Source organism: Nocardioides lianchengensis (assembly GCF_900101465.1).
Classification (GTDB): Bacteria; Actinomycetota; Actinomycetes; order Propionibacteriales; family Nocardioidaceae; genus Nocardioides; species Nocardioides lianchengensis.
Genome location: NZ_FMZM01000011.1, coordinates 123640 through 146890 on the forward strand (window position 1 = coordinate 123640; position 23251 = coordinate 146890).

Below are 23251 nucleotides of genomic sequence, written 5' to 3' on the forward strand. Positions count from 1 at the left end.
CTGGAGGCCATCCCGTGCCTGCGCCGCCGCCCGAGTCCGCACGGTCGGGCGCGTGGGCAGCGGCGGCCGAGGACGACGCGCTGCTGCTGATCGCCGAGGGCGTCACCCAGATCGCCGGGTTCGGCGTGGCGGCCATCAGCGTCGCGCGCGACGACGGGCACATGCAGGTGATGGCGGTCGCGGGCAGCGACGACGCCCGCCAGCAGCTCGAGGGCCGACGGACCCCCATCGACGCACTGATGACCGAGCTCGCGAAGGCCGACGACTGGGGGATGCTGAAGTTCGTGCCGCACGAGCGGCTCGACCTCGGCGAGGGCGAGTGGGGATGGGTGCCCGACGTCGAGCCGCTCGCCGGCGACGACGCCTGGCACCCGATGGACCTGCTCGTCGCGCCCCTGCACGACCAAGACGGCACCCTGCGCGGCAGCCTGTCGATCGACCTGCCGGCCGACGGCCGCCGGCCCGGCCCCGACCAGCGCCGCGTCCTCGAGCTGTACGCCGAGCAGGCGGCGCGCGCCGTACTCACGGCGCTGGAGCGCGAGGAGCTGGCCGCCCAGGTCCGGCTGGCCGACACCGCCCGGCGGATCGTGCGCCAGGCCTCGGTGCAGCCGTCGCTCGAGCACATCCTGCAGACCTCCCGGCCCGCGCTCACCGAGGGCTTCCGCGCGATCGGCATGTGGATCCAGACCTTCGACGAGGACGGGCTCGGCACCGGCAGCGTCTACTCCGCCGACGGCGCCGTGGTCGAGCTCCCGCTGGACCTCATCGAGATCGCCGAGACCGCGGCCCGCCTGCTCTGGGCCGAGCAGCAGGTCACGGTGGTCGCCGCCGGCCGGCCGCTCGGCGTCCTCACCGCGGAGCAGGGGACCCGGGTGGTCGACTTCCTGCACGCGATCGAGGTCGGCTCGATCCTCTTCGTCCCGCTCGGCGCGGGGCGCGAGTGCCTCGGCAACCTGGTGCTGACCCGCCCGCTGCACGCCCCCGACTGGACCGAGACCGAGTCCGCCGCCGCGCTCGACGTCGGCCGCGATCTGGGTGGCGCGATCCTCAACGTGCGCGCCTACGAGCGCGAGCACCGGCTGGTCACCGAGCTCCAGGCCCTCGACACCTACAAGAGCCAGCTCATCGCGACGGTCTCCCACGAGCTGAAGAACCCGCTGACCTCGGTCCTCGGCCACCTGGAGATCCTCGAGTCCGTCGAGGGGCTCCCCGGCCCGGTCCGCACCTCACTGAACGCGATGGAGCGTGGCGCCCGCCGGCTCGGTCGGGTGGTCGACGACCTGCTGCTGCTCGCCAAGGTCGGCGACCCCGACAACCCGGTCGTGGCCCGCCCCGTCGACCTGCGCACGATCGTCGACGACGTCGTCGAGCTCACCGCGGTGGAGGCCGAGCGGCGGCACCTCACGGTGACCGTCGAGGCCGGCTCGGAGCAGGTGCTCGCCAGCGGCGACGCCACCGAGCTCGACCGGGTCGTGTCCAACCTGGTCAGCAACGCGCTGAAGTACACCGCCGAGGGCGGCCGGATCACCGTCTCGGTCGCCCGGGTCGGCAGCGAGGTGGAGCTGCTCTGCAGCGACGAGGGCCTCGGCATCTCCGCCGAGGACCAGAAGCAGCTGTTCACCGAGTTCTTCCGCTCCTCCAACCCCGCCGCCGTCGCCCAGCCCGGCACCGGGCTGGGCCTGGCCATCGTCAGCCGGATCGTGCAGCGCCACGGCGGGCACATCGCGGTCGAGTCCGAGCTGGGCAAGGGCAGCACGTTCCGGGTGCTGCTGCCGGCCGCCTGAGCGTCAGGCCATCGCGCGGGCGCCCTGCTCGATCGCCTCCCGGATCCGCACGTAGGTCCCGCAGCGGCAGATGTTGCGGATCGAGTCGAGGTCGGCGTCCTCGATCTCGCGCTGCTCGCGTCGTACCTTCCGGACGAGGGCGACCGCGGCCATGATCTGGCCGGGCTGGCAGTAGCCGCACTGGGCGACGTCGCGGTCCAGCCAGGCCTGCTGCATCGGGTGCAGGTCCTCGTCGACGGTCCCGGCGAGGCCCTCGATGGTGGTGACCTCGTCGTCCGCGGCGAGGTCGCCGACCCGGACCGCGCAGGGGTTGAAGCCGCGGCCGTTGACGTGCGAGGTGCACGCCTTGCACACGTTGATGCCGCAGCCGTACTTGGGGCCGGTGACCCCGAGCAGGTCGCGGAGGACCCAGAGCACCCGGACGTCCGGGTGCACGTCGACGGTCACGGTCCGGCCGTTGAGGCGGAAGGTCTGCTTCGGCACGGCGCGCTCCTCAGACGATCTTCTTCAGGCCGTTGACCGGCGACGGTGGGACGGGCGGGACGTAGGGCTTCACGCTGAACTCCACGGGGTCGCGGTGGTTCACCGGGAAGTACGACGGACTGCGCCCGGTCGCGCGGGCGTAGGCGCAGGCGACGGCCGCGAAGCTCGCCGCGACGCCGGCCTCGCCGGCACCGCCCGGGACCCCCGTGGTCGGTGGCATCACGATCACCTCGACCTCGGGTGGGACGTTCCACTGGCGCGTGTAGAAGTAGTTGTCCCAGCTGGCCTCGAGGAAGTGGCCGTCGCGCAGGTGCATGCTCGAGGTGAGCGCGAGGGCGATGCCGTCCATGATCCCGCCCTGCATCTGCGCCTCCAGCCCGCGCGGGTTGACCGGCAGCCCCACGTCCACGGCGAAGGTCACCCGGGTGACCCGGGGCCCGCCGACGCCGTCCCGGATGTCACGACCGGTCTGGACGTCGCGGCAGTCGAGCTCGACCAGGCAGGCGCTGGCGCCCTTGTACTCCTTGTGGATCGCGATGCCCTGCGCCGTGCCGGCGGGCATCGCCCGGCCCCAGTCGCCGACCTCGGCGACCTTCTCCAGGACCGCCCGGGTCCGCTCGTCGCGCAGGTGACGGCGGCGGAACTCGTAGGGGTCCTCCTTGACCACCGTGGCGATCTTGTCGACGGTCAGCTCCCCCGCCGCGCGTACGTCGGGCGAGTAGATGTTGCGCATGCTGCCGGTGTTGAAGCGGTCGTCGGTCTCGGTCAGCGTCTGGGTGACGACGCCGAAGTCGTAGGGCACCTCCTGGGTCAGCGCGAAGATCGTCTCCGCGAAGCCGAGGTTGCCCAGTCCGGTCGGCAGACTGGCGGCGGTGGCGGTGATCAGCTCGCCCAGGCCGTGGCGGTAGTCGGTCTCGATGCTGGTGTGGCTCTGCTGGAACGCGACCACCTTCTTGCCGACGACCACGGCCCGGACCCGGCTGGTGCACATCGGGTGGCCGCGGCCGACCCGGGCGTCGTCGGCCCGGTGCCACATCAGCTTCACCGGCTTCCCCATCGCCCGGGACACCTGGGCCGCCTCGAGGGCGCCGTCGAAGAAGAGCCGTCGTCCGAACGACCCGCCGCCCTGCACGACGTGCACGTCGACCCGATCCTGCGGCAGGCCGAGCACCTCGGCGATCCGCTGCTGCGCGGCGATCGGGGACTTGAGCGCCGACCAGATCTCGGCCCGGTCCTCGCGGACGTCGGCGATCGCGGAGTTGGTGTCCATCGCGGAGTTGCTGCGGAAGTAGCACAGGACGTCGGTCTCGACCGTCCGGCTCAGCGGGGTGTTCGGGAGAGCCGGCAGCGGCAGCTGGGCACGCCGGAGCTCGCGGACGACGTCGTCGTCGGACATCCCGGCGACCGGGCCGTCACGCCAGTCGACCTTCATCGCCCGGACGGCGTCGATGCACTGGCCGAACGTCTCGGCCCGCACGGCCACCCCGAAGGGCAGCACGGCCACGTCCGTCACCCCGGGCAGGGCCAGCACCTCCGCCTCGTTGCGCAGCCGCCGCGGCTCGCCGTTGAGCGTGGGGGCCCGGCAGACCATGGTCGGCAGCGCGCCGTCGACCTGGAGGTCGGTGGCGAAGGTCTTCCGCCCGGTGACCGCGTCCCGCGCGTCGACCCGGCCCTGACCGGTGCCGACCACCCGGAAACGGCTCGGGTCCTTGAGGCGGACCCGGACCGTCCGGTCCGTCCGCGAGGCCGCCGCGCGCGCGAGGTCGCCGTACGACGCGGTGCCGCTCGGGCCCTGGACGATGCCGCCCTTGGCGACCAGCTTCGCGACCTCGTCGCCCAGCAGCACGGCGGCGGCGTCGAGGAGCGCGCCCCGGGCGACGGCCGCGGCGACCCGGACTGGGGTGTACGTCGAGATCGTGGTGTTCGAGCCGCCGGTGAGCTGGTTGAACAGCAGCTCGGGTCGCGCGTCGGCCAGGGTGACCCGGACCTTGTCGAGCGGCAGGTCGAGCTCCTCGGCGATCAGCATCGCCGTGGAGGTGGTGACGCCCTGGCCGTTCTCGGAGCGCGGGAGCGCGAAGGAGGCGGTGCCGTCCTCGTGCAGCTCGATCCGGATCAGGTTGGCCGTGGGACGGGCGGCGTCGGTCAGCAGGTCGTTGAGGTCGTAGAGCTCGGCCGGCTGCGGCACGGTCGGGACCGCGGCTGCCGGCTCGGCGCCGAGGGCCAGGTCGGCGGCCGCGACCAGGGTGGTGCCCCCGAGGACGTAGCCGACGAAGGAGCGGCGGTCGACGCCCGGCGGGGCCACCGCCTCCGGATCGAGGGGACGGTGGACTGCGGACATGGCGACTCCCGAGATACGGGGGGCCGGAGCATGCCCCCGGCGACTTCGTTACCCCGGAGTGACGACGGTCACTCGCGAGTGGTTCGGAGCCGCCGGGAGGGCGGATGGGTCCCGGGGAGCTAGGCGCCCAGGTTGCGCAGCAGCAGCGCCTCGGCGAGCACGACCCGCTCGAACTCGGCCAGGTGCAGGCCCTCGTTGGCGCCGTGGGCCCGGGTGTCGGGGTCCTCGACGCCGGTGACCAGGACGCTGGCCTGCGGGAACGCCTCCAGGAACTCGGCGATGAACGGGATCGAGCCGCCGACGCCCATGTCGACCGGCGCGGTGCCGTCCCAGGCCTCCGCGAAAGCCGCGCGGGCGGCGTCGTACGCCGGGCCCTGGGCCGGGAGCGCGATCGGCTCGCCGGTGTCGACGACGGTCGTCTGCAGGGCGGCGCCCCACGGGACGTGCGCCCGCAGGTGCTCCTCGAGCCGCGCGACGGCGTTCTCGGAGGTGTCGCCGGGGGCGATCCGGATGGTCACCCGGGCGCGGGCGACCGGGCTGAGGGTGTTGGAGGCACCGGCGACCTTGGGCGCGTCGAAGCCGGTGACGGTGATGGCCGGCTGGGTCCACAGCCGCTCGACCGCGGGGCCCTCGCCGATCCAGGACAGCCCGTCGATGGCGCCGGACTCGGCGCGCAGCCGCTCCTCGGGGTACTCCACGTCGGCGGCCGGACCGCTCGCCAGGCCGGCCACGGCCGGCGCACCGTCGGGGGTCCACAGGCTGTCGAGCAGCCGGACCATCGCCATGATCGCGTCGGGCGCGAGGCCGCCCCACATGCCCGAGTGCACGGCGTGGGTGAGCGTGCGGACCTCGACGTCGACGCGGATCAGGCCGCGCAGGCTGGTGGTCAGCGCGGGGACGCCGATGTCCCAGTTGCCGGAGTCCGCGATCACGATGACGTCGGCCTTGAGTCGGTCCTGGTACTGCTCGAGCAACTGCGGGAGGGTCGCGCTCGCGACCTCCTCCTCACCCTCGATGAACAGCCGTACGGTCACCGGCAGGTCGTCGCCGAGCGCCCGCAGCGCTCCGACGTGGGCCATGATCCCGGCCTTGTCGTCCGCGGCACCGCGGCCGTAGAGCCGGCCGTCGCGCTCGGTGGGCTCGTACGGCGGGGAGTCCCAGTCGGCCGGGTCGTTCTCGGGCTGGACGTCGTGGTGGGCGTAGAGCAGCACCGTCGGCGCCCCCGCCGGCCCCTTCTTCTCCCCGACGACGGCCGGCGGCGCGCCGTCGAACGCGCGCACGATCTCGGCGTCCACGCCCTCGGCCAGGAACAGCTCCAGGGTCCGCTCGGCGCTCTTCTCGACCTCGCTCAGCCGCTCGGGATCGGCGCTGACGGACTGGATCCGCACCAGGTCCTCGAGATCCGCCCGCACGGACGGAAGGACGGCCTGCACCTTGCCCCGGATGTCGTCGCTCATGGCTTCGACCCTAGGTCAGCGGCAGATGGGGGGTCAGGTCGGCCCGCTCGCCACTGGCCCGGACCCGGGCGGTCGACTCGGCCTCCGCCCAGCCCAGCTCGCCGGTCGCCAGGGCGATCCAGGTGGCGGCGTCGGTCTCGACGACGGCGGGCGGGGTGCCGCGGGTGTGCCGGACTCCGGGGATCACCTGGACGGCGGCGTACGGCGGGACCCGGACCTCGACGGAGTGGCCGGGCGCGCGGTGCTCAAGGACGGCCAGGTAGTGCTTGACCAGCAGCCGGAGGTCGGTCTTCTCGGCCGACCCGTCGGCGAGGCGGGCGCGGGCCGCCGCGACGTCGGCCGGGGCGGCGGGCTTGAGGCGGGCGGCCATCAGTCGGTCTCCTCCTGCTCCAGGTCGGGGTGCGGCATGAGCATCGCGTAGTAGAGGTAGGTCCGGCGCTCGGCGTCGTCGCGCCCGCGGGTGCGCTCGCCCCAGGCGGTGACCAGGTCGACCAGCTCCTGCGACAGCTCGCGGGCCTCGTCCTTGGTCAGCCGCAGCGAGCTGTCCATGACCGACCGGGCGGTGCCCTCGTCGCGGCGGTCGTCGTGCGCGCGCTCGACGTAGGCGTGCGCCTTGGCCGCCGACTGGGCGCGGTAGACCGCCGAGGCGGCCTTCCCGCCGGGCGCCTTCTCGATCTCGCCGAGGTCGAGGTTGACCCCGCGCGGCGAGGAGCGCCAGACCCGGTCGCGCCGGTCGCGGGCGGCGTCGGGGTCCTCCTCGATCAGCCCGTACTTGGCCAGCTGCCGCAGGTGGAAGCTCGCCTGGTTGGCCGGGATGTCCAGCAGCGCGGCGAGGTCGGCGGCGCGCAGCGAGCCTGCGGCGTCGAGCTCGGTGAGGATCCGGTTGCGGACCGGGTGGGCGATCGCGCGCAGCACCTTGGGGTCGTGCACGGGTCGACTCTCGGGCATGCGGCCACCCTACCCAACTTCCGCACGCACTATTGCGCAACATAACGTGCGCAATGTATGTTGCGGAATATGACCGGACACCGCCGCCTCCTCGGCAACCCCGACTTCACCGCGCTCTGGATCGGCCAGACGATCAGCGAGCTGGGCACCCGCACGAGCCTCTTCGTCTTCCCGCTCCTCGCCTACGCCCTCACGGGATCGGCGCTGCTCGCGGCGCTCGTGGAGGCCGTGCACCTGCTCGGCATGGCCGGGGCCCTGCTCCCGGCGGGCGTGGTCGCCGACCGGGTCGACCGGCGCCGGATGATGCGCGCGGCCAGCGCCACGGGCGCCCTGCTCTACGCCTCGCTCGCGCTCGCCGGCCTGTACGGTGCCCTCACGCTCCCGCACCTGCTGGCCGTCGCGCTGGTGACCGGGGCGGCCGCGGGCGTGTTCGCGCCGGCCGAGATGGCGGCGGTGCGGGCCGTCGTACCGGCCGAGGACCTGCCGACCGCGCTGAGCCAGCAGCAGGCCCGCCAGCACGTCGCCGCGCTGCTGGGGGCGCCGCTCGGCGGTGCCCTGTACGGCGTCACCCGCTGGCTGCCGTTCGCCGCGGACGCGCTGAGCTTCGCGGCCTCGTGGCTGCTGCTCGGCCGGATCCGGGCCGACCTGCGCCCGCCGCCGCGGACCACCCCGCGCAGCCCCGGACGCGACCTGGCCGCGGGAATCCGGTTCATCGCCGGCCAGCCGTTCTTCCGGGTGCTGACCGTCTGGGCCGCGTGCGCGAACCTGGTCATCAACGCGCTGTTCCTGGTCGCGGTGCTGCGGCTGGTGCAGGACGGCTTCCCGCCGCTGCAGATCGCGCTGGTCGAGGTGGCGTCCGGGGTCTGCGGGATCGCCGGGGCGGTGGTCGCGCCGTGGCTGATCGACCGGCTGCCGACCGGGCGGCTGACCGTGGCGGTCGCCTGGAGCTTCGTCCCGCTGCTGGTGCCCCTGGTCTTCTGGAACAGCCCCCTGGTGGTCGCGGTGGCCCTGTCGGTCGGGGTCTTCCTCAACCCCGCGGGCAACGCCGGCATCGGCTCCTACCGGGTCGCGGTCACTCCGACCGAGCTGCAGGGCCGGGTGCAGTCGACGTCGCAGTTCGTGTCCATGTCGACGATGCCGCTCGCCCCGCTCCTCGGCGGGCTGCTGCTGGAGGGCCTCGGCGGCTCGGGCGCGATCCTGGTGCTGGCCGTCCTGGTCGCCGCGGTCGCGCTGATCCCGACCCTGGCCCGGTCGGTGCGTACCGTCCCCCGTCCCGTCGAGTGGGCGGTGGCGGCATGAGCGCCCGGCGGACCGAGCGGCTGCGCCGCGAGCTGGCCCGTCGTACGGCGCGGCCGGTGCCGATCCGGTCGTCTCCCCGCAGCGTCCCGGCGCCGCGCTGGGACCGGTAGGGCCCGGTCGGCAGACTGGACGGGTGCCGGAGGGGGACAGCGTCCACAAGCTCGCGCGGCGCCTCGACCGCGACCTGCTCGGGCGCGAGGTGGCCCGCAGCGACCTGCGCGTCCCCGCGCTGGCCACCCGCGACCTGGCCGGACGCACCGTGCTCGCGCACGTCACCCACGGCAAGCACCTGCTGACCCGGTTCTCCGGCGACGTCACGCTCCACAGCCACCTGCTGATGGACGGCGAGTGGTCGGTCACCCGGCCGGGCAAGCGACTGCCGGCGCGACTCCTCCCCCACGTCCGGGTCGTGCTGGAGCTGGCGACCGGGAGCACCGCCTGGGGCATCCGGCTGCACCAGCTCGACCTGGTCTCGACCGGCGACGAGCACCGCCTGGTCGGGCACCTCGGCCCCGACCCGCTGCGCGAGGACTGGGACCCCGCCGAGGCGGTACGACGGCTCCGCGCGGACCCCGGCGTACCCCTGGTGTCGGCGCTGCTCGACCAGACCCGGATGGCCGGGCTGGGCAACCTGTGGGCCAACGAGCTGGCCTTCCTGACGGGGGTGTCGCCCTGGACACCGGTGGGCGACGTCGACGTCGAGCGGTTGGTCGAGCGGGCCGCCCGGGCCTTGCGCCACTCCGCGCTGGTGCCCGGCGCCTACCAGGTCACGACCGGCAGCAGCCGCCGCGGCGAGGACCACTGGGTGTCCGGGCGGCAGCGCCGGCCGTGCCTGCGCTGCGGCACGACCGTGCTGATGGTCGACGACCTGCCCCAGGACCCCGCGAACCGTCGTACCTGGTGGTGCCCGCACTGCCAGCCGGGACCGGGCCCGGAGACCCGGAGGCCGACCGTCGGCCGATGACGCTCAGCGGATGACGCTCAGCCGATGACCACGGCGGTGCCGGGCTCGGCGGCGCCGAGGTGCTCGACCGCGGCAACGGCGACCCGGACGTCGTCGTCGCCCACCAGCCCGACCATCCGCGGCTCGGCGACCAGCCGGGCGGCCACGTCGGGGCCCCGGGCCGGGTCGACGCCGGTGATGACGACCAGGTCGGCGCCGCCGAGATCGCGGGCCCGGGCGGCCAGCAGGTCGAGGTCCTGGTCGTCGGTCGGGTCGGCCTTCAGCGACCAGGCGGAGACCCGGCTGGAGCGGGCCAGCTCGGCCGTCGACTCGGCCGCAGCCCCGTCGGTGTCGACCACCAGCAGCCCCGCCCCGGCCCGCGCCAGGCGCAGGCAGACCTCGTGGCCGGGTCCGGTCCCGCCCCCGACGACGACGCAGAGCCTCCACCGCAGGTGCACCGGGGCAGGCTACGGGGTTCATCCGTCGTTCACGGGTCGTCCCTACGGTCACGCGATGGACACCCTCACCAGCGACCGCGTCGTCACCGCCGACGGCCGGACCCTCCTGGTCGACCCCGCCGACCCGCGCGCGGCCGACCTGGTCGCCTCCGGCGGCGACCTCAACCCGCTCTCCCTGCGCATGTGGCGCCGCGCCCTGGCCGCCGTCGACTGGGACGTCGTCGTCGACGTCGGGGTCAACTACGGCGAGATGCTGGTCCGTCCCGCCCTGCCCGCCGGCGCCCGGCTGGTCGGCTTCGAGCCCAACCCCGTGGTCCGCGAGCTCGCCCGCCGCACCCTGGCGCTCAACGGGCTCGACGTCGACCTGCGGCCCCAGGCGGTGGGCGGCCGCAGCGGCTCGGCCCGCTTCGCGGTCGACCGGACCTGGTCGGGCACGTCGTCGCTCGACACCGGCACGTACGACGAGCCCGGCCGCTGGTCGTTCCTCGACGTCGAGGTCACCACCCTCGACGAGATCCTGGGCGAGCAGCCCGGCCCGTTCTGCGTGAAGGTCGACGTCGAGGGCTTCGAGCACGAGGTCGTCGCCGGGGCCCGCCGGTCCCTCGCGGCCCCCGTCCCGTGGGTGCTGATGCTGGAGGTCAAGCACCTGCCGGTGGTCGTCCTCGAGGGCCTGGCCGCCGAGCACGCGGTGCTGCTGCTCGCACCCGGGGCGACCCCCGCGGGCGACCGCTTCGTCCGCGCCCACCCCGACCATCTGGAGGACCTGCTGCCCTCGGGCAAGGTCTACGGCCAGGACTGCCTCCTGGCCGGACCGCTCGCGGTCGGGCCGCTGCTCAGCGGTCCCCTCCTGGGTGGCCCCCGGCGCGGCTGAAGGTCCCCGCGGCCCGCCGTACCTGGTCGGCGAGCTCGGGCGGGCCGTCGATCCTGAAGTCGGCCCCGACCTGGGTCAGCACCATCAGCGGCCACTGCAGGTCGTCGACGTTCATCGCCAGCCGGCAGCCGGCACCGTCGGCGACGACGCTGCCCCAGTGCCCGACGGCCTGCTGCACGCGCTCGACCGGCGCCTCCACCCGCACACGTACGGCGTACCGCTGCGGCATCCGGCGGATCCCCGACTGGACGAAGGTGAGCGCGTCCTCGGCGGGGAGGTCGCGCGGGCGGAACCGGCCGCCGAACAGCCGGGCGTCGGCGATCCGATCGACCCGGAAGCTGCGCCAGTCCTGGCGGTCGCGGTCGTAGGCGACGAGGTACCAGCGGCGTCCCAGCGAGACCAGCCGGTGCGGCTCCACCCAGCGCTCGGTCGGCTCGGCCTCGCGGGCGGTGTAGGTGAACCGCAGCGGCTCGTCGTCGCGGCAGCCCTGGGCGAGCAGGGTCAGCACCGCCGCGTCGACCACCGGACCGCCGCCCCACGTGAAGTTCTCCGTCTGGGTGCGCAGGGCGTCGAGCTGGCGGCGCAGCCGCGGCGGCATCAGGGCGGTCACCTTGGTCAGCGCCTGCACGGAGGTCTCCTCCATGCCGCTGACCGCGCCGGCCGCGGCCGTGCGCAGGCCGACGGCGATCGCCACCGCCTCCTCGTCCTCCAGCAGCAGCGGCGGCAGCTGGCCGCCCGCACGCAGCTGGTAGCCGCCGGACACGCCCCGCATCGCGTCGACGGCGTACCCGAGCTCGCGGAGGCGGTCGATGTCGCGTCGCAGCGTGCGCGGACTGACGTCGAGCCGTTCGGAGAGCTCGGCGCCCGGCCAGTACCGGTGGGTCTGCAGCAGCGACAGCAGGCGGAGCATCCGGGCGCTGGTGGTCATGACGTCGAGACTAGATCGGATTGCGGCCAGGAACTGGCCGCAATGCTCCCTAGCGTCGTTGCCATGATGATCCGAACCCGCGGACTGACCCGCCACTTCACCCGTCACCAGCAGACGGTCGAAGCCGTGCGCGGCCTCGACCTCGACGTCCGGGAGGGCGAGCTCGTCGCCTTCCTCGGTCCCAACGGCGCCGGCAAGTCGACGACGCTGCGCATGCTCACGACCCTGGTCGCCCCGACCTCCGGCACCGCCGAGGTGGCCGGGTACGACGTCGTCCGCGACCAGCGCGACGTCCGCCGCAGCATCGGCTACGTCGGCCAGGGCAACGGCGCCGGCCACCAGCAGCGCGGCCGCGACGAGCTGGTCAGCCAGGCCCGCGCGTTCGGTCTCTCGCGGGCGGCGGCCGGGGCCCGCGCCGACGAGCTGCTCGAGGCCTTCGACCTCACCGAGCACGCCGGCCGGCCGGTCTCCACGCTGTCCGGCGGCCAGCGCCGCCGCCTCGACGTCGCGATCGGCCTGGTGCAGTCGCCGCGGGTGCTCTTCCTCGACGAGCCGTCGACCGGTCTCGACCCGCAGAACCGGGTCAACCTGCAGGAGCAGGTGCGCCGGCTGCACCGCGAGCAGGGCACGACGATCGTGCTGACCACGCACTACCTGGAGGAGGCCGACGCGATCGCCGACCGGGTGGTCGTGATCGACCACGGCGTGGTCATCGCCGACGACACCGCGGTCGCGCTGCGCTCCGGGCTCGGCGACCTGGTCACGCTGGGCCTGGCGTCCGAGGCCGACGCGGTCACGGCCGCCGAGCGGGGGGCCCGCCTGGTCCCCGGCGCGAGCGTCGAGCGGGCGGGCGCCGTCGTACGACTCCGCGCGCCGCGGGCCTCCGAGGCCGCCGCCGGCCTGGTCACCGACCTCGCGGCGACCGGCGTCGCCATCGCCCGGCTGGAGGTCACCAGCGCCACCCTCGACGACGTCTTCCTCGAGCTCACCGGGCGCAGCCTGCGCGAGTCCGACACCGCCCCCACCCTCGAAGGAGCCCCCGCATGAGCACCCTCACGCCCACCCTGACGCCCACCCTGGTCACCGACACCTGGAACGTGATGACCCGTGAGCTGAAGCCGGTCTTCCGCGAGCCCGCCTCGGTGCTGTTCGCGATGGTCCAGCCGCTGGTCTTCCTGGCCCTGTTCGCGCCGCTACTGCCCGACACCGGCGACGGCTCGGCGCTGCAGTGGTTCGTGCCCGGGATCGTCGCGATGACCACGCTGATGGGGGCGTCGTTCACCGGCGCCAACCTGCTCCAGGAGATGGTCACCGGCTCCCACGAGCGGCTGCTGGTCTCCCCGCTGTCGCGGACCTCGCTGCTGGTCGGCCGGGCGCTGAAGGAGATCGTGCCGATGCTGATGCAGACCGCGATCATCATCGCCGTCTGCACGCCGTTCTCCTTCGACCTGCACCTCGGCGGCGTGCTGCTGGCGATGGTGATCATGGCCGCGTTCAGCGTCGGCATCGGCGCCCTGTCTTTCGCGCTCGCCCTGGTGAGCAGGGGCCAGGACTGGCTGTTCTGGACCGTGCAGCAGACGCTGGTCTTCCCCTTGCTGCTGCTCGCCGGCGTCCTGCTCCCCCTGGACGGGGCGCCGGGCTGGCTGCGGTTCCTGTCCGACCTCAACCCACTCACGTACGTCGTCGAGGCGGTCCGCCCGCTGTTCGCGGGGTCGTACCCCCTCGACACCATCGGCGCCGGCCTGCTCGCGTCGGCGCTGGTCGCGGCGCTCGGCCTGGCGGTCGGACTGCGGGCGATGCGCGCGTCCTCGTGACCTCTCGGGGCTCACGACCGCCTACGCTGCGGCCGTGAGCCTCGAGAAGCTCGGCGCCGAGCACGTGCGGGCGACGGTCGTCGCCCTGGAGCGGCGGATCGACGCCCGGTTCCCCGAGCGCGGGCTGCACCAGGTCTCACTCGAGCTGGTCGCGATGGTCGACCGGGTCGCCAGCGTCTCGGTCGTGAACCGGCGCCGCATCGACACCGCCCGGACCGTCTCCCGGACGCTGATGGCGCTGGTCGTCGTGGCCACCGTCGTCGTGCTCGTCATCGCCGCCCGCGACGTGTCCGGCGACGCCGGACCCGACAGCAGCGTCGACTGGGTGCCGCTGATCGAGTCCGCGATCAACGACCTGGTCTTCGCCGCGATCGCGGTGTTCTTCCTCTGGTCGTTCCCCGAGCGGGTGCAGCGCGGGCAGGTCCTGACCCTGCTCCACCAGCTCCGCTCGCTGGCCCACATCGTCGACATGCACCAGCTCACCAAGGACCCCGAGCGACTCCGCCCCGACTTCGTCCGGACGCCGGTCAGCCCCGAGCCGCACCTCGACCGCGACCAGCTGGAGCACTACCTCAACTACTGCTCGGAGCTGCTCAGCCTGGTCGGCAAGGCCGCCGCCCTGTGCGCCGAGGAGTCGCGCGACAACGTCGTCCTCGACACGGTCAGCACCATCGAGTCGCTCACCACCGGCATGTCCCGCAAGATCTGGCAGAAGATCTCGGTGCTGCCCAAGGCCTGACCCGCCCGGGGTGGGTCCGGCGGGTGTGTCGGACTACCCCGCCAGCCCGTCCAGGATCTCCAGGGTCCGCGCCCAGGCCTCGGACTCGGGGTCGATCACGGTGAAGTGGTCACCGTCGACCTCCACCAGCTCGGCGCTCGCACCGGCCTCGGTCGCGGCGGCGACGTACGCCTCGGACTGGGAGATCGGCACGACCTGGTCGTCACGGCCGTGCACGCACCACAGGGGTACGGCGAGCGGCACCTGGCGGATCGGGTCCACGGACGCGTCGCCCGGGCCGGGCGGGTGCCCCAGGAACGCCTCGACCGCCCCGCCGCCGAGCCCCGCCTCGTGCGCGGCGTCCAGGTCGAGCACGCCGGCCTGCGACACGACGTGGGTGAGGCCGACGTCCTGACCGGCGGCCCAGGTGACCAGGTGGCCACCGGCGGAGTGGCCGATCCCGACGACCGGCCCCGGCAGCACCGGACGGGCCGCGACGGCGGCGCGGACGTCGGCGAGCGTGTCGGCGGCACCGGTCCCCCGCCGGTACTCGATCGCCCAGGCGGCCCATCCCGCGGCGACCAGGCTCGGGACCAGCGGCTCGGCGTACTCGAGGCCGTACTCAGGCTTCCAGAACCCGCCGTGGACCACCACGGCCACCCCGCGGGGCTCGCCGGCGGGGAGGGTCAGCTCGGCGTACTGGCTCGCGTCGTCGCCGTACGACGTCCGCTCGCTCAGCAGCGGGAGGCCGGTCGGGACGTCGCTCGACTCGCTCATGGCGCCATCCTGCCCGCAGGCCGCGAGCAGCGCGCCCAGGGCAGGCAGGGAGAGCAGCGTGCGTCGGCGCATGCCAGGGGTTCGGCGCCGCGCCCCCGGCGGATGGCGGTCAGTCGAAGCGACCCTGGCGGCCGCGCTTGGTCTCGCCGCGCCGCTTCTTGGCGTCCAGCCGCCGCTCCTTCGAGCCGCGGGTCGGCCGCGTGGGCCGGCGCGAGGGCGGCGGCGGGGCGGCGGCCTCGCGGAGCAGCTGCGCCAGCCGCTCGCGAGCGGCCCGGCGGTTGGCCAGCTGCGTGCGGTGCTCGCTGGCCGCGATGGTGACCACGCCGTCGACCAGCCGGCCGGCGAGGCGGGCCAGCAGCCGGGCCCGCAGGTGCTCGGGCACGGACGGCGAGCCGGCGACGTCGTACGAGAGCTCGACGCGACTGTCGGCGGTGTTCACGCCCTGCCCGCCGGGACCGGAGGAGCGCGAGAACCGCTCGGTCATCTCACCCGCGGGCACCGCCCACGAGCCGGTGACGACGAGGTCGTCAGGCAAGTGCCGCCGGCAGCGTCGCCATCCACGCCGACCGGACCTCGAGGAGGGACGCCTCGAACTGCCCCTCGACGACCAGGCTGTCGCCGCCGGTGACCCCCAGCGCCGTGAGGGGTACGCCGTGGCGCGCGGCCAGGTCGGCGAGCCGGCCCTCGTCGCCGGGAGCGACGGTGACCACGACCCGGCCGGCGGACTCGGCGAAGAGCCCGACGAAGGCGTCGCCCTCGAGCGAGACGGTCGCGCCGACCATGGCCTTCAGGGAGCCCTCGACCAGGGTCTGGGCCAGGCCGCCGTCGGAGACGTCGTGGGCCGAGGTGAGCAGCCCGACGCCCTCGTGCAGCAGTTCGGCAAGCGACTTCTCGGCCGCCAGGTCGACCCGCGGCGGCTGCCCGCCGAGGTGGCCGTGCACCACGTGGGCCCACTCGGAGCCGGACAGCTCCTCGCGGGTCTCGCCGAGCAGGAAGACCTGCTCGCCGGCGACGGTCCAGGCGGACGGCGTGCGCTTCGTGACGTCGTCGACCACGCCGAGGACGGCCACGACGGGCGTGGGCAGGATCGCGGTCTCGCCGGTCTGGTTGTAGAGGCTGACGTTGCCGCCGGTGACCGGGATGCCGAGCTCGAGGCAGCCGTCCTTCAGCCCGCGGCAGGCCTCGGCGAACTGCCACATCACGTCGGGGTCCTCGGGCGAGCCGAAGTTCAGGCAGTCGGAGATGGCCAGCGGCACCGCGCCGCCGGTCGCGACGTTGCGGTAGGACTCCGCGAGCGCGAGCCGCGCGCCGACGTACGGGTCGAGCTTGGCGAAGCGGCCGTTGCAGTCGGTCGAGACCGCGACGCCGAGGTTGGTCTCCTCGTCGACGCGGATCATCCCGCTGTCGCTGGGCTGCGCGAGCACGGTGTTGCCGCGCACGTAGCGGTCGTACTGGTCGGTGACCCAGGACTTGTCGCAGAGGTTCGGGCTGGCCACGAGACGCAGCAGGGTCTCGCGCAGCTCCGCGCCGGTCGTCGGGCGGGCGAGCGCCTCGGCCGCGTCGGCCTGCAGCGCGTCCTGCCAGGACGGGCGCGCGAACGGGCGGTGGTAGGTCGGGCCGTCGTGCGCCACCGACCGCGGCGGTACGTCGACGACCCGCTCGCCGTGCCAGTCGATCTCCAGCCGGCCGGTGTCGGTGACCTCACCGACCACGACGGCCTCGACGTCCCACTTCGCGCAGATGGCCAGGAACGCGGCGACGTCGTCGGGCTCGACGACGGCCATCATCCGCTCCTGCGACTCGCTCATCAGGATCTCCTCCGGCGCGAGCGTGGAGTCGCGCAGCGGGACCCGGTCGAGCTCGACGTGCATGCCGCCGTCGCCGGCGGACGCGAGCTCGGAGGTCGCGCAGGAGAGCCCAGCGCCGCCAAGGTCCTGGATGCCGGCGACCAGGCCGGCGGCGAAGATCTCGAGGGTGCACTCGATGAGGAGCTTCTCCATGAAGGGGTCGCCGACCTGCACGCTGGGCCGCTTGGCGGGGCCGTCGGCGTCGAAGGTCTCCGACGCGAGCACGCTCACGCCGCCGATGCCGTCGCCGCCGGTGCGGGCGCCGTACAGGATGACCTGGTTGCCGACGCCGGACGCCTTGGCGAGGTGGAGGTCCTCGTGGCGGAGCACCCCGATCGAGAGGGCGTTGACCAGCGGGTTGCCGAGGTAGGTCTCGTCGAAGACGACCTCGCCGCCGATGTTGGGCAGGCCGAGCATGTTGCCGTAGCCGCCGACACCGGCCACGATCCCCGGCAGCACACGATGGGTGTCGGGGGCGTCGAGCGGGCCGAAGCGCAGCGGATCCATCACGGCCACCGGGCGCGCGCCCATGGCGAGGATGTCGCGGACGATGCCGCCGACGCCGGTCGCGGCGCCCTGGTAGGGCTCGACGTACGACGGGTGGTTGTGCGACTCGACCTTGAAGGTGACGGCGTAGCCCTGACCGATGTCGAGGACGCCGGCGTTCTCGCCGATGCCGGCCAGCATCTTGCCGATCGGCGTCTCCTGCGGGATCTCGGAGAACTGCTTGAGGTGCACCTTGGACGACTTGTAGGAACAGTGCTCGCTCCACATCACCGAGTACATCGCCAGCTCGGAGCTGGTGGGCCGGCGACCGAGGATCTGGCGGATCTCCTGGTACTCGTCGGCCTTCAGGCCGAGATCGGCCCAGGGCTGCTCGCGGGTGGGGTCTTCGGACGCAACGGCGACGGTGTCCAGCACGGCCACAATCTACCGGCGGTCGGCCCCCCTCCCGCACATCGACCCCACGCCGGTGGTTGAGCAGGTTGCGCAGCAACCGTGTCAAAACCCCCGTACCCGAGCTACGTCGTCGGGTGCGGGGGTTTCGACACGCTCAGGACTTCGTCCTTCACTGCTCAACCACCGGGGGCGAGCAGCCCGTCGGCCACGACCTCGAGCATCGGGCGCACGGCAGCCACGTCGAGCTCACCCTGGTCGGCGACCGTCGCCACGCCCCCGACCAGCCGGGCCACCTGGAGCGCGCTCACGTCCTCGCGTACGGCGCCCTCGGCCCGGAGCCGGTCGAGCACCCGGTCGCCGGCCGAGCGCAGCACCTCGCACTTGGTGCGGATCGGGGAGCCGTCGTCGCCCATCGCGCAGGTGATCTTGGCCGGGCCGCCCTTGTGGACGCTGATCAGCCGGACGTAGTCCTCGAACCAGCCGAGCAGCACGTCGCGCGGGCCGCCCTCGCGGGCGAGCGCCTTCTCGGCCGTCTCGTTGACCCCGTCGACCCAGCTCTGCATGACGGCGTCGATCAGGTCATCGCGCGACGGGAAGTGCCGGTAGAGCGTGCCGGCGCCGACCCCGGCCTGCTTGGCGATCAGGTCCAGCGAGGCGTCGTACCCCTGGGCTCGGAAGACCGTCCGGGCGACCTCGACGATGCGGTCGCGGTTGCGCTGGGCATCGGCGCGCACGGGTCCTCCAAAGAAATCGCTTGCTAAACGGAGACAGTCTCCGTATCGTTCCAGGAGGAAGCGGAGCCATCCTCCGGATCTAATGTACCTCGGCCCGTCGGGCCAGAACAGGACTTCCTCCTCATGTCCACAGACACCACCGCCCCACCCGCTCGCACCATCCCCGCGAGCCCCGCCGCCGGCCCCGGGCTGCCGACCGAGCTGCCCGACAACGCGGGCCGGGCCGCCGCCGGCATCGCGATCGTCCTGGTGGCCCAGCTGATGCTCATCCTCGACGCCACCGTCGTGAACGTCGCCCTGCCGCACATCGACGCCGACCTGGGCTTCGGCCCGGCCGGCCTGTCCTGGGTCCTGAACTCCTACACGCTCGCCTTCGGCGGACTGCTGCTCCTCGGCGGCCGGTTGGGCGACGTCTTCGGCCGGCGCCGGATGTTCGAGTCCGGCCTCGCCGTCTTCACACTCGCCTCGCTGCTCGGCGGCCTCGCCCAGAGCCCCGAGGTGCTGGTCGGCGCCCGTGCCCTCCAGGGCGTCGGCGCCGCGATGGCCGCCCCCGGCGTGCTCGCCCTGCTCACCACGAGCGCCCCCGACCAGGCCGCCCGCAACCGGGCCCTCGCGCTCTTCGGCGCGGTCTCCTCGGGCGGCATGTCCATCGGTCTGCTGCTCGGCGGCTTCCTCACCGACGTCGGCTCGTGGCGCTGGACGATGTTCATCAACGTCCCGATCGGCCTCGCGGTGCTGGCGCTGACCCGCCGATTCCTCGACGAGACCGCCCGCCGACCCGGCCGCTTCGACATCGTGGGCGCGGTCACCGCCACCGGCGGTGCCGTCGCGATCGTCTGGTCGCTGATCGGCGCCCCCGACCACGGCTGGACCTCCGCCCGGACCCTGATCGGGCTCCTCGTGGGCCTGGCCCTGGTCTGCGCCCTCGCCGTCACGGAGCGCCGGGTCGCGCACCCGCTGCTCCAGCCGGTGCTGCTGCGCAGCCGGCAGCGGGTCGGGGGGCTGCTGATGATCGCCCTGGTCGTCGGTGGCCAGCTGTCGATGTTCTTCCTGGCCGTCCAGTTGATCGAGGGCCAGCTCGGGTTCGGCCCGATGCAGACGGGTCTGGCCTTCCTGCCGCTGACCCTCGGCATCTTCGGGATGTCGCGGGTGACGCCGCGCCTGCTGGGCCGGGTCGGCGCCGTCCCGATGATGGTCGTCGGCTCGCTCGGCCTGGCGGCCAGCTTCGCCTGGCTCTCGACCGTCTCGGCGAGCGACACCTACCTCAGCGGCGTCTTCGGCCCGATGCTCCTCAACGGCCTGTCCGCCGGTCTGGTGTTCATGCCGGTGACCTCGACGATCCTCGCCGGGGTCGAGCCCGAGCACGCCGGCTCGGCGTCCGGGCTGCTGCAGACCTTCCAGCAGCTCGGCGGGGCGATCGGCCTGGCCGTGATCGTGTCGGTGTACGCCGCCGGCGCGGAGCCCGGCCAGTTCCTCCCGGGCGCGGACGCGGCGTTCCTCACCTCGTCGCTCTTCGCCCTGCTCGCCCTGGCCGCGGCCCTCGGACTGGTACGACGGCGCCGGGCCGTCGCGGTCCTCGAGACCGCCTGACCCGCTCCGCCCTCGCGCCCCGACCCGGGCGTCGGCTCAGCCCTCGGCTGTGTCGGCGTCCGGGTCGCGGCGTTCCCAGGCCGATCCGGTCCAGGTCCAGCGACCGTCGGGGCTGTAGACCGGCGGCCCACCCAGGACGGGCTCGGGATGCACGTCGACGATCGTGCTCATCGTGGTTCCCCCCTTCGCCGCACTCCCCCGAGCGCGGACCGGACGACCAGGATGGGGCAGCGGTGCCGTCGGCGCGGCCGATCGGCTCAGATTTCACCCGGCGCCGACCGAATCCCCCTCTGACCTGCGAAGACGTGTCGCAGAACTACAGCGTTGTAGTTCACCCGAACCTCTGTTACGCCTGTGACTGGTGAGGTTAAGGTGACGCGGACTCGACGGATTCGCCCCCGCCTTCTTCCCCTGGAGCTCCGCCATGCGCCGCCCCCGCCTGCCCTTCCGCGCCGTCCTCGCGACGACCCTGACCGGCCTGCTCGTCGCGACCACCGGGGTCGTCCTGGCCACGGGCGGAGCCGGCTCGACGGCCACCGCCGAAGCCCCGTCGTACGCCGCTGTGAGCTCAGCCACCGCGGCCACCGCCGCTAGGAAGACGACCAACCCGGTGACGCCGGGCGACTTCACCGGCTTCGGCTTCGACCAGTGCCTCGCGCCCACCCAGGCCAAGATGGACCGCTGGCTGGCCACCTCGCCGTTCCTGGCCGTCGGCATCTACATCTCCGGCAAGTCCCGGGCCTGCCGCAACCAGCCCAACCTCACCCCGACCTGGGTGGCGACCCAGCTCCGCAAGGGCTGGCGGCTGCTGCCCATCACCCTCGGACCGCAGGCCTCCTGCCAGCCCCGGTTCCCGCGCTACCAGGACGACGTCCGGATCGACCCGCGCCCCGGCAACGGCACCTACGGCCGGGCCTTCCGGATGGGCCGCGCCGAGGCCGACACCACCGTCACCGACGCGAAGGCGCTCGGCATCGTCGCCGGCAGCACCCTCTGGTACGACCTCGAGGGCTACGACAGCAAGAACACGAACTGCCGCGAGTCGGCGCTGCGCTTCCTCAGCGGCTGGACCGAGCGGCTGCACGAGCTCGGCTACGTCTCCGGGGTCTACTCCAGCGCCGGATCCGGCATCAAGGACCTCGACGACGCGCGGGTCGCCCGGCCGACCGCCTTCACCTTCCCCGACCGGATCTGGGTCGCCCGCTGGGACGGCGTCGCGAACACCTCCTCGCCCGGTTACCTCCGCGAGGAGGGCTGGCGCCCCGGCGGCCGGGTCAAGCAGTACCGCGGCGGCCACGACGAGACCTGGGGCGGCGTGACGATCAACATCGACAGCAACTTCCTCGACCTCGGCCGCGGCTCGGTCGCCGCGCGCGAGACGCGCTGCGGCGGCGTCCCGCTCGACCTGCGGACGTACGGCGCCATCCGCCGACCCACCGCCACCCGGTCGGCCCCGGCCGGGCAGGTCAAGGCGCTGCAGTGCCTGCTGAAGGAGAAGAACCTCTACCGCGGCAGCACCAACGGGCGCGTCAACAAGCGCACCGTGCGCGCCTACCGCGTGTGGCAGAAGCACGTCGGCCACACCGTCTCCGACTCCTGGTCGCGCCGGAACTGGATGTCGCTGCTCGCCCACGGCAGCGCACCGCTGCTGAAGTACGGCTCCGCCGGCGAGGCGGTCCGCCGCCTGCAGCGCAGCCTCAACGCTGCCCGCCCGGCGAACAAGCTCCCCGTCGACGGCGTCTTCCGCGCCAGCACCGACAAGGCGCTGAAGACCTACCAGACCCGGATCCGGCACCGCGCCAGCGGCGTCGTCACCGCCGCGACCTGGCGGGCCCTCGCCCAGGGCCGGGTCCGCCGCTGACCCACCCGCCCGCCGAGTCAGCAGTAGTTGTGGGCCGAGTCAGCACTTGTGGTGCTGACTCGGCCCACAACTACTGCTGACTCGGCGCTGGAGGGGGGTCAGCCGGAGGCGGGCGGGCCGACGAGCAGCGCGAGGACGGTCAGGACCAGAACGGCCACGACGCCGGCGGCCAGGCCCTGCTGCGGCTTGCGGATCAGCCAGGAGACCAGCCGCTGGACGGGTCCGGCGGGGGTCTCGGTGCGCAGCCGCCAGGTGGTGCCGAGCAGGCCGCGGTGCTCGGCGTACCGGTCGAAGAGCACGGTGAAGAACGGCGGGATCGAGGAGACCACGCCGAGCACGGTGCGGCCGGTCGACCACTTCTGGTCGACGGCGACGACCAGCGTCGTGAGCACGTAGGCGATGAAGACGATGCCGTGCAGCATGCCGCCGACGCTGACGACAGCCTCGGTGGTCTCGGTGACGTACTTCAAGAACATGCCCGTCAGCAGCAGCGCCCAGGTGATCGCCTCGGCGACCGCGACGGTTCGGAAGAGCTTCAGCGGGCTCATGCGAACGCGGCGGCGGCGAGCGAGGTGAAGAAGCCCAGGCCGTCGGTGCCGGAGCCGGTGAGCTCCTCGACCGCGTGCTCGGGGTGCGGCATCAGGCCGACCACGTTGCCCCGCTCGTTGGTCACGCCGGCGATGTCGCGCAGCGAGCCGTTGGGGTTGACGTCGAGGTAGCGGGCGACGACGCGCCCCTCCCCCTCGAGCCGGTCGAGGGTCTCGGCGTCGGCGACGAAGCCGCCTTCGCCGTTCTTGAGCACGACGGTGATCTCGGCGCCCTCGTCGTACGACGAGGTCCAGGCCGTCGAGGCGTTCTCGATGCGCAGCCGCTGGTCGCGGCAGACGAACTTGCGGTGGTCGTTGCGGATCAGCGCCCCGGGCAGCAGGTGGGACTCGCAGAGGATCTGGAAGCCGTTGCAGATGCCGAGCACCGGCATCCCCTTGCCGGCCGCCTCGATCACCTCGGTCATCACCGGGGAGAACCGCGAGATCGCCCCGCAGCGGAGGTAATCGCCGTACGAGAAGCCGCCGGGCAGCACGACCGCGTCGACCCCGCGGAGGTCGTGGTCGCCGTGCCACAGCGCGACCGCCTCGTGTCCGCCGATGCGGACCGCACGCTGCGCGTCGGCGTCGTCGAGCGAGCCCGGGAAGGTGACGACCCCGACCTTCACGCCACGGTCCCAGCGTCCGACGCAGCCACGCGCACGGTGAAGTTCTCGATGACCGGGTTGGAGAGCAGCGTCTCGGCCATCTGGTGCACCTGCTCGAGCACAGCGTCGGTCACCTCGCCCTCGACGGTGATCTCGAAGCGCTTGCCCTGGCGGACGTCGGTGACGCCGCTGAAGCCGAGCCGGGGCAACGCCCCCTGCACGGCCTTCCCCTGCGGGTCGAGGATCTCGGGCTTGGGCATGACGTCGACGACGACTACGGGCATGGCCGTCAGTCTAGAGCGGCCCGCG

24 protein-coding genes are annotated in these 23251 nt (G+C 73.5%); 9 read left to right on the forward strand and 15 right to left on the reverse strand.

Annotated elements, in window-relative coordinates; all coding sequences use genetic code 11:
- Nucleotides 1-14 precede the first annotated feature (14 nt).
- Complete coding sequence (locus BLT76_RS19255; RefSeq protein WP_090859835.1) at nucleotides 15-1784, forward strand: sensor histidine kinase; 1770 nt, start codon at nucleotides 15-17, stop codon at nucleotides 1782-1784.
- 3 nt (nucleotides 1785-1787) lie between these two features.
- On the opposite strand, the gene BLT76_RS19260 is transcribed toward BLT76_RS19255, so the two are convergent.
- From BLT76_RS19260 to BLT76_RS19280, 5 genes are all read right to left on the reverse strand, one after another.
- Nucleotides 1788-2267, reverse strand: a complete 480-nt coding sequence (locus BLT76_RS19260) for a (2Fe-2S)-binding protein (RefSeq protein ID WP_090859837.1) — start codon at nucleotides 2265-2267, stop codon at nucleotides 1788-1790.
- Between the two features lie 10 nt (nucleotides 2268-2277).
- Nucleotides 2278-4605: a molybdopterin cofactor-binding domain-containing protein gene (locus tag BLT76_RS19265; RefSeq protein ID WP_090859839.1), complete on the reverse strand. Its 2328-nt coding sequence runs from the start codon at nucleotides 4603-4605 to the stop codon at nucleotides 2278-2280.
- Between the two features lie 119 nt (nucleotides 4606-4724).
- A complete protein-coding gene (locus BLT76_RS19270; RefSeq protein ID WP_090859841.1) occupies nucleotides 4725-6062 on the reverse strand; it encodes a dipeptidase in 1338 nt (445 codons plus the stop codon).
- 10 nt (nucleotides 6063-6072) lie between these two features.
- Complete coding sequence (locus BLT76_RS19275) at nucleotides 6073-6432, reverse strand: sterol carrier family protein (protein WP_090859843.1); 360 nt, start codon at nucleotides 6430-6432, stop codon at nucleotides 6073-6075.
- Nucleotides 6432-7010 carry a winged helix-turn-helix domain-containing protein gene (locus BLT76_RS19280; RefSeq protein ID WP_090859845.1) on the reverse strand — a complete coding sequence of 193 codons (579 nt, stop codon included), beginning with the start codon at nucleotides 7008-7010 and terminating at the stop codon, nucleotides 6432-6434. Before BLT76_RS19280 ends, BLT76_RS19275 begins: the two co-directional genes overlap by 1 nt.
- A 69-nt stretch (nucleotides 7011-7079) precedes the next feature.
- On the opposite strand from BLT76_RS19280, the gene BLT76_RS19285 reads away from it, so the two are divergent.
- Together BLT76_RS19285 and BLT76_RS19290 are read left to right on the forward strand one after the other, a co-directional pair.
- Nucleotides 7080-8309, forward strand: coding sequence for an MFS transporter (locus BLT76_RS19285; RefSeq protein WP_090859847.1), 1230 nt, complete (start codon nucleotides 7080-7082; stop codon nucleotides 8307-8309).
- Between the two features lie 133 nt (nucleotides 8310-8442).
- Complete coding sequence (locus BLT76_RS19290) at nucleotides 8443-9273, forward strand: DNA-formamidopyrimidine glycosylase family protein (RefSeq protein WP_090859849.1); 831 nt, start codon at nucleotides 8443-8445, stop codon at nucleotides 9271-9273.
- A 17-nt stretch (nucleotides 9274-9290) separates the two neighbouring features.
- Here the strand turns inward: BLT76_RS19290 and BLT76_RS19295 are convergent, their stop codons facing one another.
- Nucleotides 9291-9710 carry an SDR family NAD(P)-dependent oxidoreductase gene (locus BLT76_RS19295; protein ID WP_090859851.1) on the reverse strand — a complete coding sequence of 140 codons (420 nt, stop codon included), beginning with the start codon at nucleotides 9708-9710 and terminating at the stop codon, nucleotides 9291-9293.
- Between the two features lie 55 nt (nucleotides 9711-9765).
- Between BLT76_RS19295 and BLT76_RS19300 the strand changes: the two genes are divergently transcribed.
- On the forward strand, nucleotides 9766-10581 hold the full coding sequence (locus BLT76_RS19300; RefSeq protein WP_090859853.1) for an FkbM family methyltransferase: 816 nt from the start codon (nucleotides 9766-9768) through the stop codon (nucleotides 10579-10581).
- Here the strand turns inward: BLT76_RS19300 and BLT76_RS19305 are convergent.
- Nucleotides 10544-11509, reverse strand: coding sequence for a helix-turn-helix transcriptional regulator (locus BLT76_RS19305; protein ID WP_211753075.1), 966 nt, complete (start codon nucleotides 11507-11509; stop codon nucleotides 10544-10546). The genes BLT76_RS19300 and BLT76_RS19305 overlap by 38 nt on opposite strands.
- A 63-nt stretch (nucleotides 11510-11572) precedes the next feature.
- Here BLT76_RS19305 and BLT76_RS19310 point away from each other — a divergent pair, with 63 nt between their 5' ends.
- Genes BLT76_RS19310 through BLT76_RS19320 form a run of 3 tightly spaced genes read left to right on the forward strand, consistent with a single transcriptional unit; the run spans nucleotide 11573 to nucleotide 14062 of the window.
- Nucleotides 11573-12556 carry an ATP-binding cassette domain-containing protein gene (locus tag BLT76_RS19310; protein WP_244509491.1) on the forward strand — a complete coding sequence of 328 codons (984 nt, stop codon included), beginning with the start codon at nucleotides 11573-11575 and terminating at the stop codon, nucleotides 12554-12556.
- A complete protein-coding gene (locus BLT76_RS19315) occupies nucleotides 12553-13323 on the forward strand; it encodes an ABC transporter permease (RefSeq protein ID WP_090859856.1) in 771 nt (256 codons plus the stop codon). The genes BLT76_RS19310 and BLT76_RS19315 overlap by 4 nt, the downstream gene beginning before the upstream one ends.
- Nucleotides 13324-13357: 34 nt before the next feature.
- Complete coding sequence (locus BLT76_RS19320) at nucleotides 13358-14062, forward strand: hypothetical protein (protein WP_090859858.1); 705 nt, start codon at nucleotides 13358-13360, stop codon at nucleotides 14060-14062.
- A 33-nt stretch (nucleotides 14063-14095) separates the two neighbouring features.
- Here BLT76_RS19320 and BLT76_RS19325 read toward each other — a convergent pair whose 3' ends face one another.
- The 4 genes from BLT76_RS19325 to BLT76_RS19340 form a co-directional block, all read right to left on the reverse strand.
- Nucleotides 14096-14818 (reverse strand): alpha/beta hydrolase family protein, encoded by a 723-nt coding sequence (locus tag BLT76_RS19325; RefSeq protein WP_244509492.1) that lies wholly within the window; start codon nucleotides 14816-14818, stop codon nucleotides 14096-14098.
- A gap of 109 nt (nucleotides 14819-14927) precedes the next feature.
- Entirely contained in the window at nucleotides 14928-15353 is a 426-nt protein-coding gene (gene arfB, locus BLT76_RS19330; RefSeq protein WP_090859862.1) for an alternative ribosome rescue aminoacyl-tRNA hydrolase ArfB, read from the reverse strand.
- Nucleotides 15346-17586 (reverse strand): phosphoribosylformylglycinamidine synthase subunit PurL, encoded by a 2241-nt coding sequence (purL, locus tag BLT76_RS19335; protein WP_090860023.1) that lies wholly within the window; start codon nucleotides 17584-17586, stop codon nucleotides 15346-15348. The genes arfB and purL overlap by 8 nt, the downstream gene beginning before the upstream one ends.
- A gap of 155 nt (nucleotides 17587-17741) precedes the next feature.
- Nucleotides 17742-18299 (reverse strand): TetR/AcrR family transcriptional regulator, encoded by a 558-nt coding sequence (locus BLT76_RS19340; protein ID WP_090859864.1) that lies wholly within the window; start codon nucleotides 18297-18299, stop codon nucleotides 17742-17744.
- Nucleotides 18300-18422: 123 nt separating this feature from the next.
- Here BLT76_RS19340 and BLT76_RS19345 point away from each other — a divergent pair, with 123 nt between their 5' ends.
- A complete protein-coding gene (locus BLT76_RS19345) occupies nucleotides 18423-19889 on the forward strand; it encodes an MFS transporter (RefSeq protein ID WP_090859866.1) in 1467 nt (488 codons plus the stop codon).
- A gap of 36 nt (nucleotides 19890-19925) precedes the next feature.
- Here BLT76_RS19345 and BLT76_RS26620 read toward each other — a convergent pair whose 3' ends face one another.
- Nucleotides 19926-20060 (reverse strand): hypothetical protein, encoded by a 135-nt coding sequence (locus BLT76_RS26620; RefSeq protein WP_257025123.1) that lies wholly within the window; start codon nucleotides 20058-20060, stop codon nucleotides 19926-19928.
- A gap of 253 nt (nucleotides 20061-20313) precedes the next feature.
- On the opposite strand from BLT76_RS26620, the gene BLT76_RS19350 reads away from it, so the two are divergent.
- Complete coding sequence (locus BLT76_RS19350) at nucleotides 20314-21750, forward strand: glycoside hydrolase domain-containing protein (RefSeq protein WP_090859868.1); 1437 nt, start codon at nucleotides 20314-20316, stop codon at nucleotides 21748-21750.
- Nucleotides 21751-21848: 98 nt separating this feature from the next.
- On the opposite strand, the gene BLT76_RS19355 is transcribed toward BLT76_RS19350, so the two are convergent.
- Genes BLT76_RS19355 through purS form a run of 3 tightly spaced genes read right to left on the reverse strand, consistent with a single transcriptional unit; the run spans nucleotide 21849 to nucleotide 23226 of the window.
- The gene (locus BLT76_RS19355; protein ID WP_090859870.1) at nucleotides 21849-22298 is read right to left on the reverse strand and encodes a DUF3817 domain-containing protein; all 450 of its coding nucleotides are present in this window, start codon (nucleotides 22296-22298) and stop codon (nucleotides 21849-21851) included.
- Nucleotides 22295-22963, reverse strand: a complete 669-nt coding sequence (gene purQ / locus BLT76_RS19360; RefSeq protein WP_090859872.1) for a phosphoribosylformylglycinamidine synthase subunit PurQ — start codon at nucleotides 22961-22963, stop codon at nucleotides 22295-22297. The genes BLT76_RS19355 and purQ overlap by 4 nt, the downstream gene beginning before the upstream one ends.
- Complete coding sequence (gene purS / locus BLT76_RS19365) at nucleotides 22960-23226, reverse strand: phosphoribosylformylglycinamidine synthase subunit PurS (protein ID WP_090859873.1); 267 nt, start codon at nucleotides 23224-23226, stop codon at nucleotides 22960-22962. The genes purQ and purS overlap by 4 nt, the downstream gene beginning before the upstream one ends.
- Nucleotides 23227-23251: the final 25 nt, after the last annotated feature.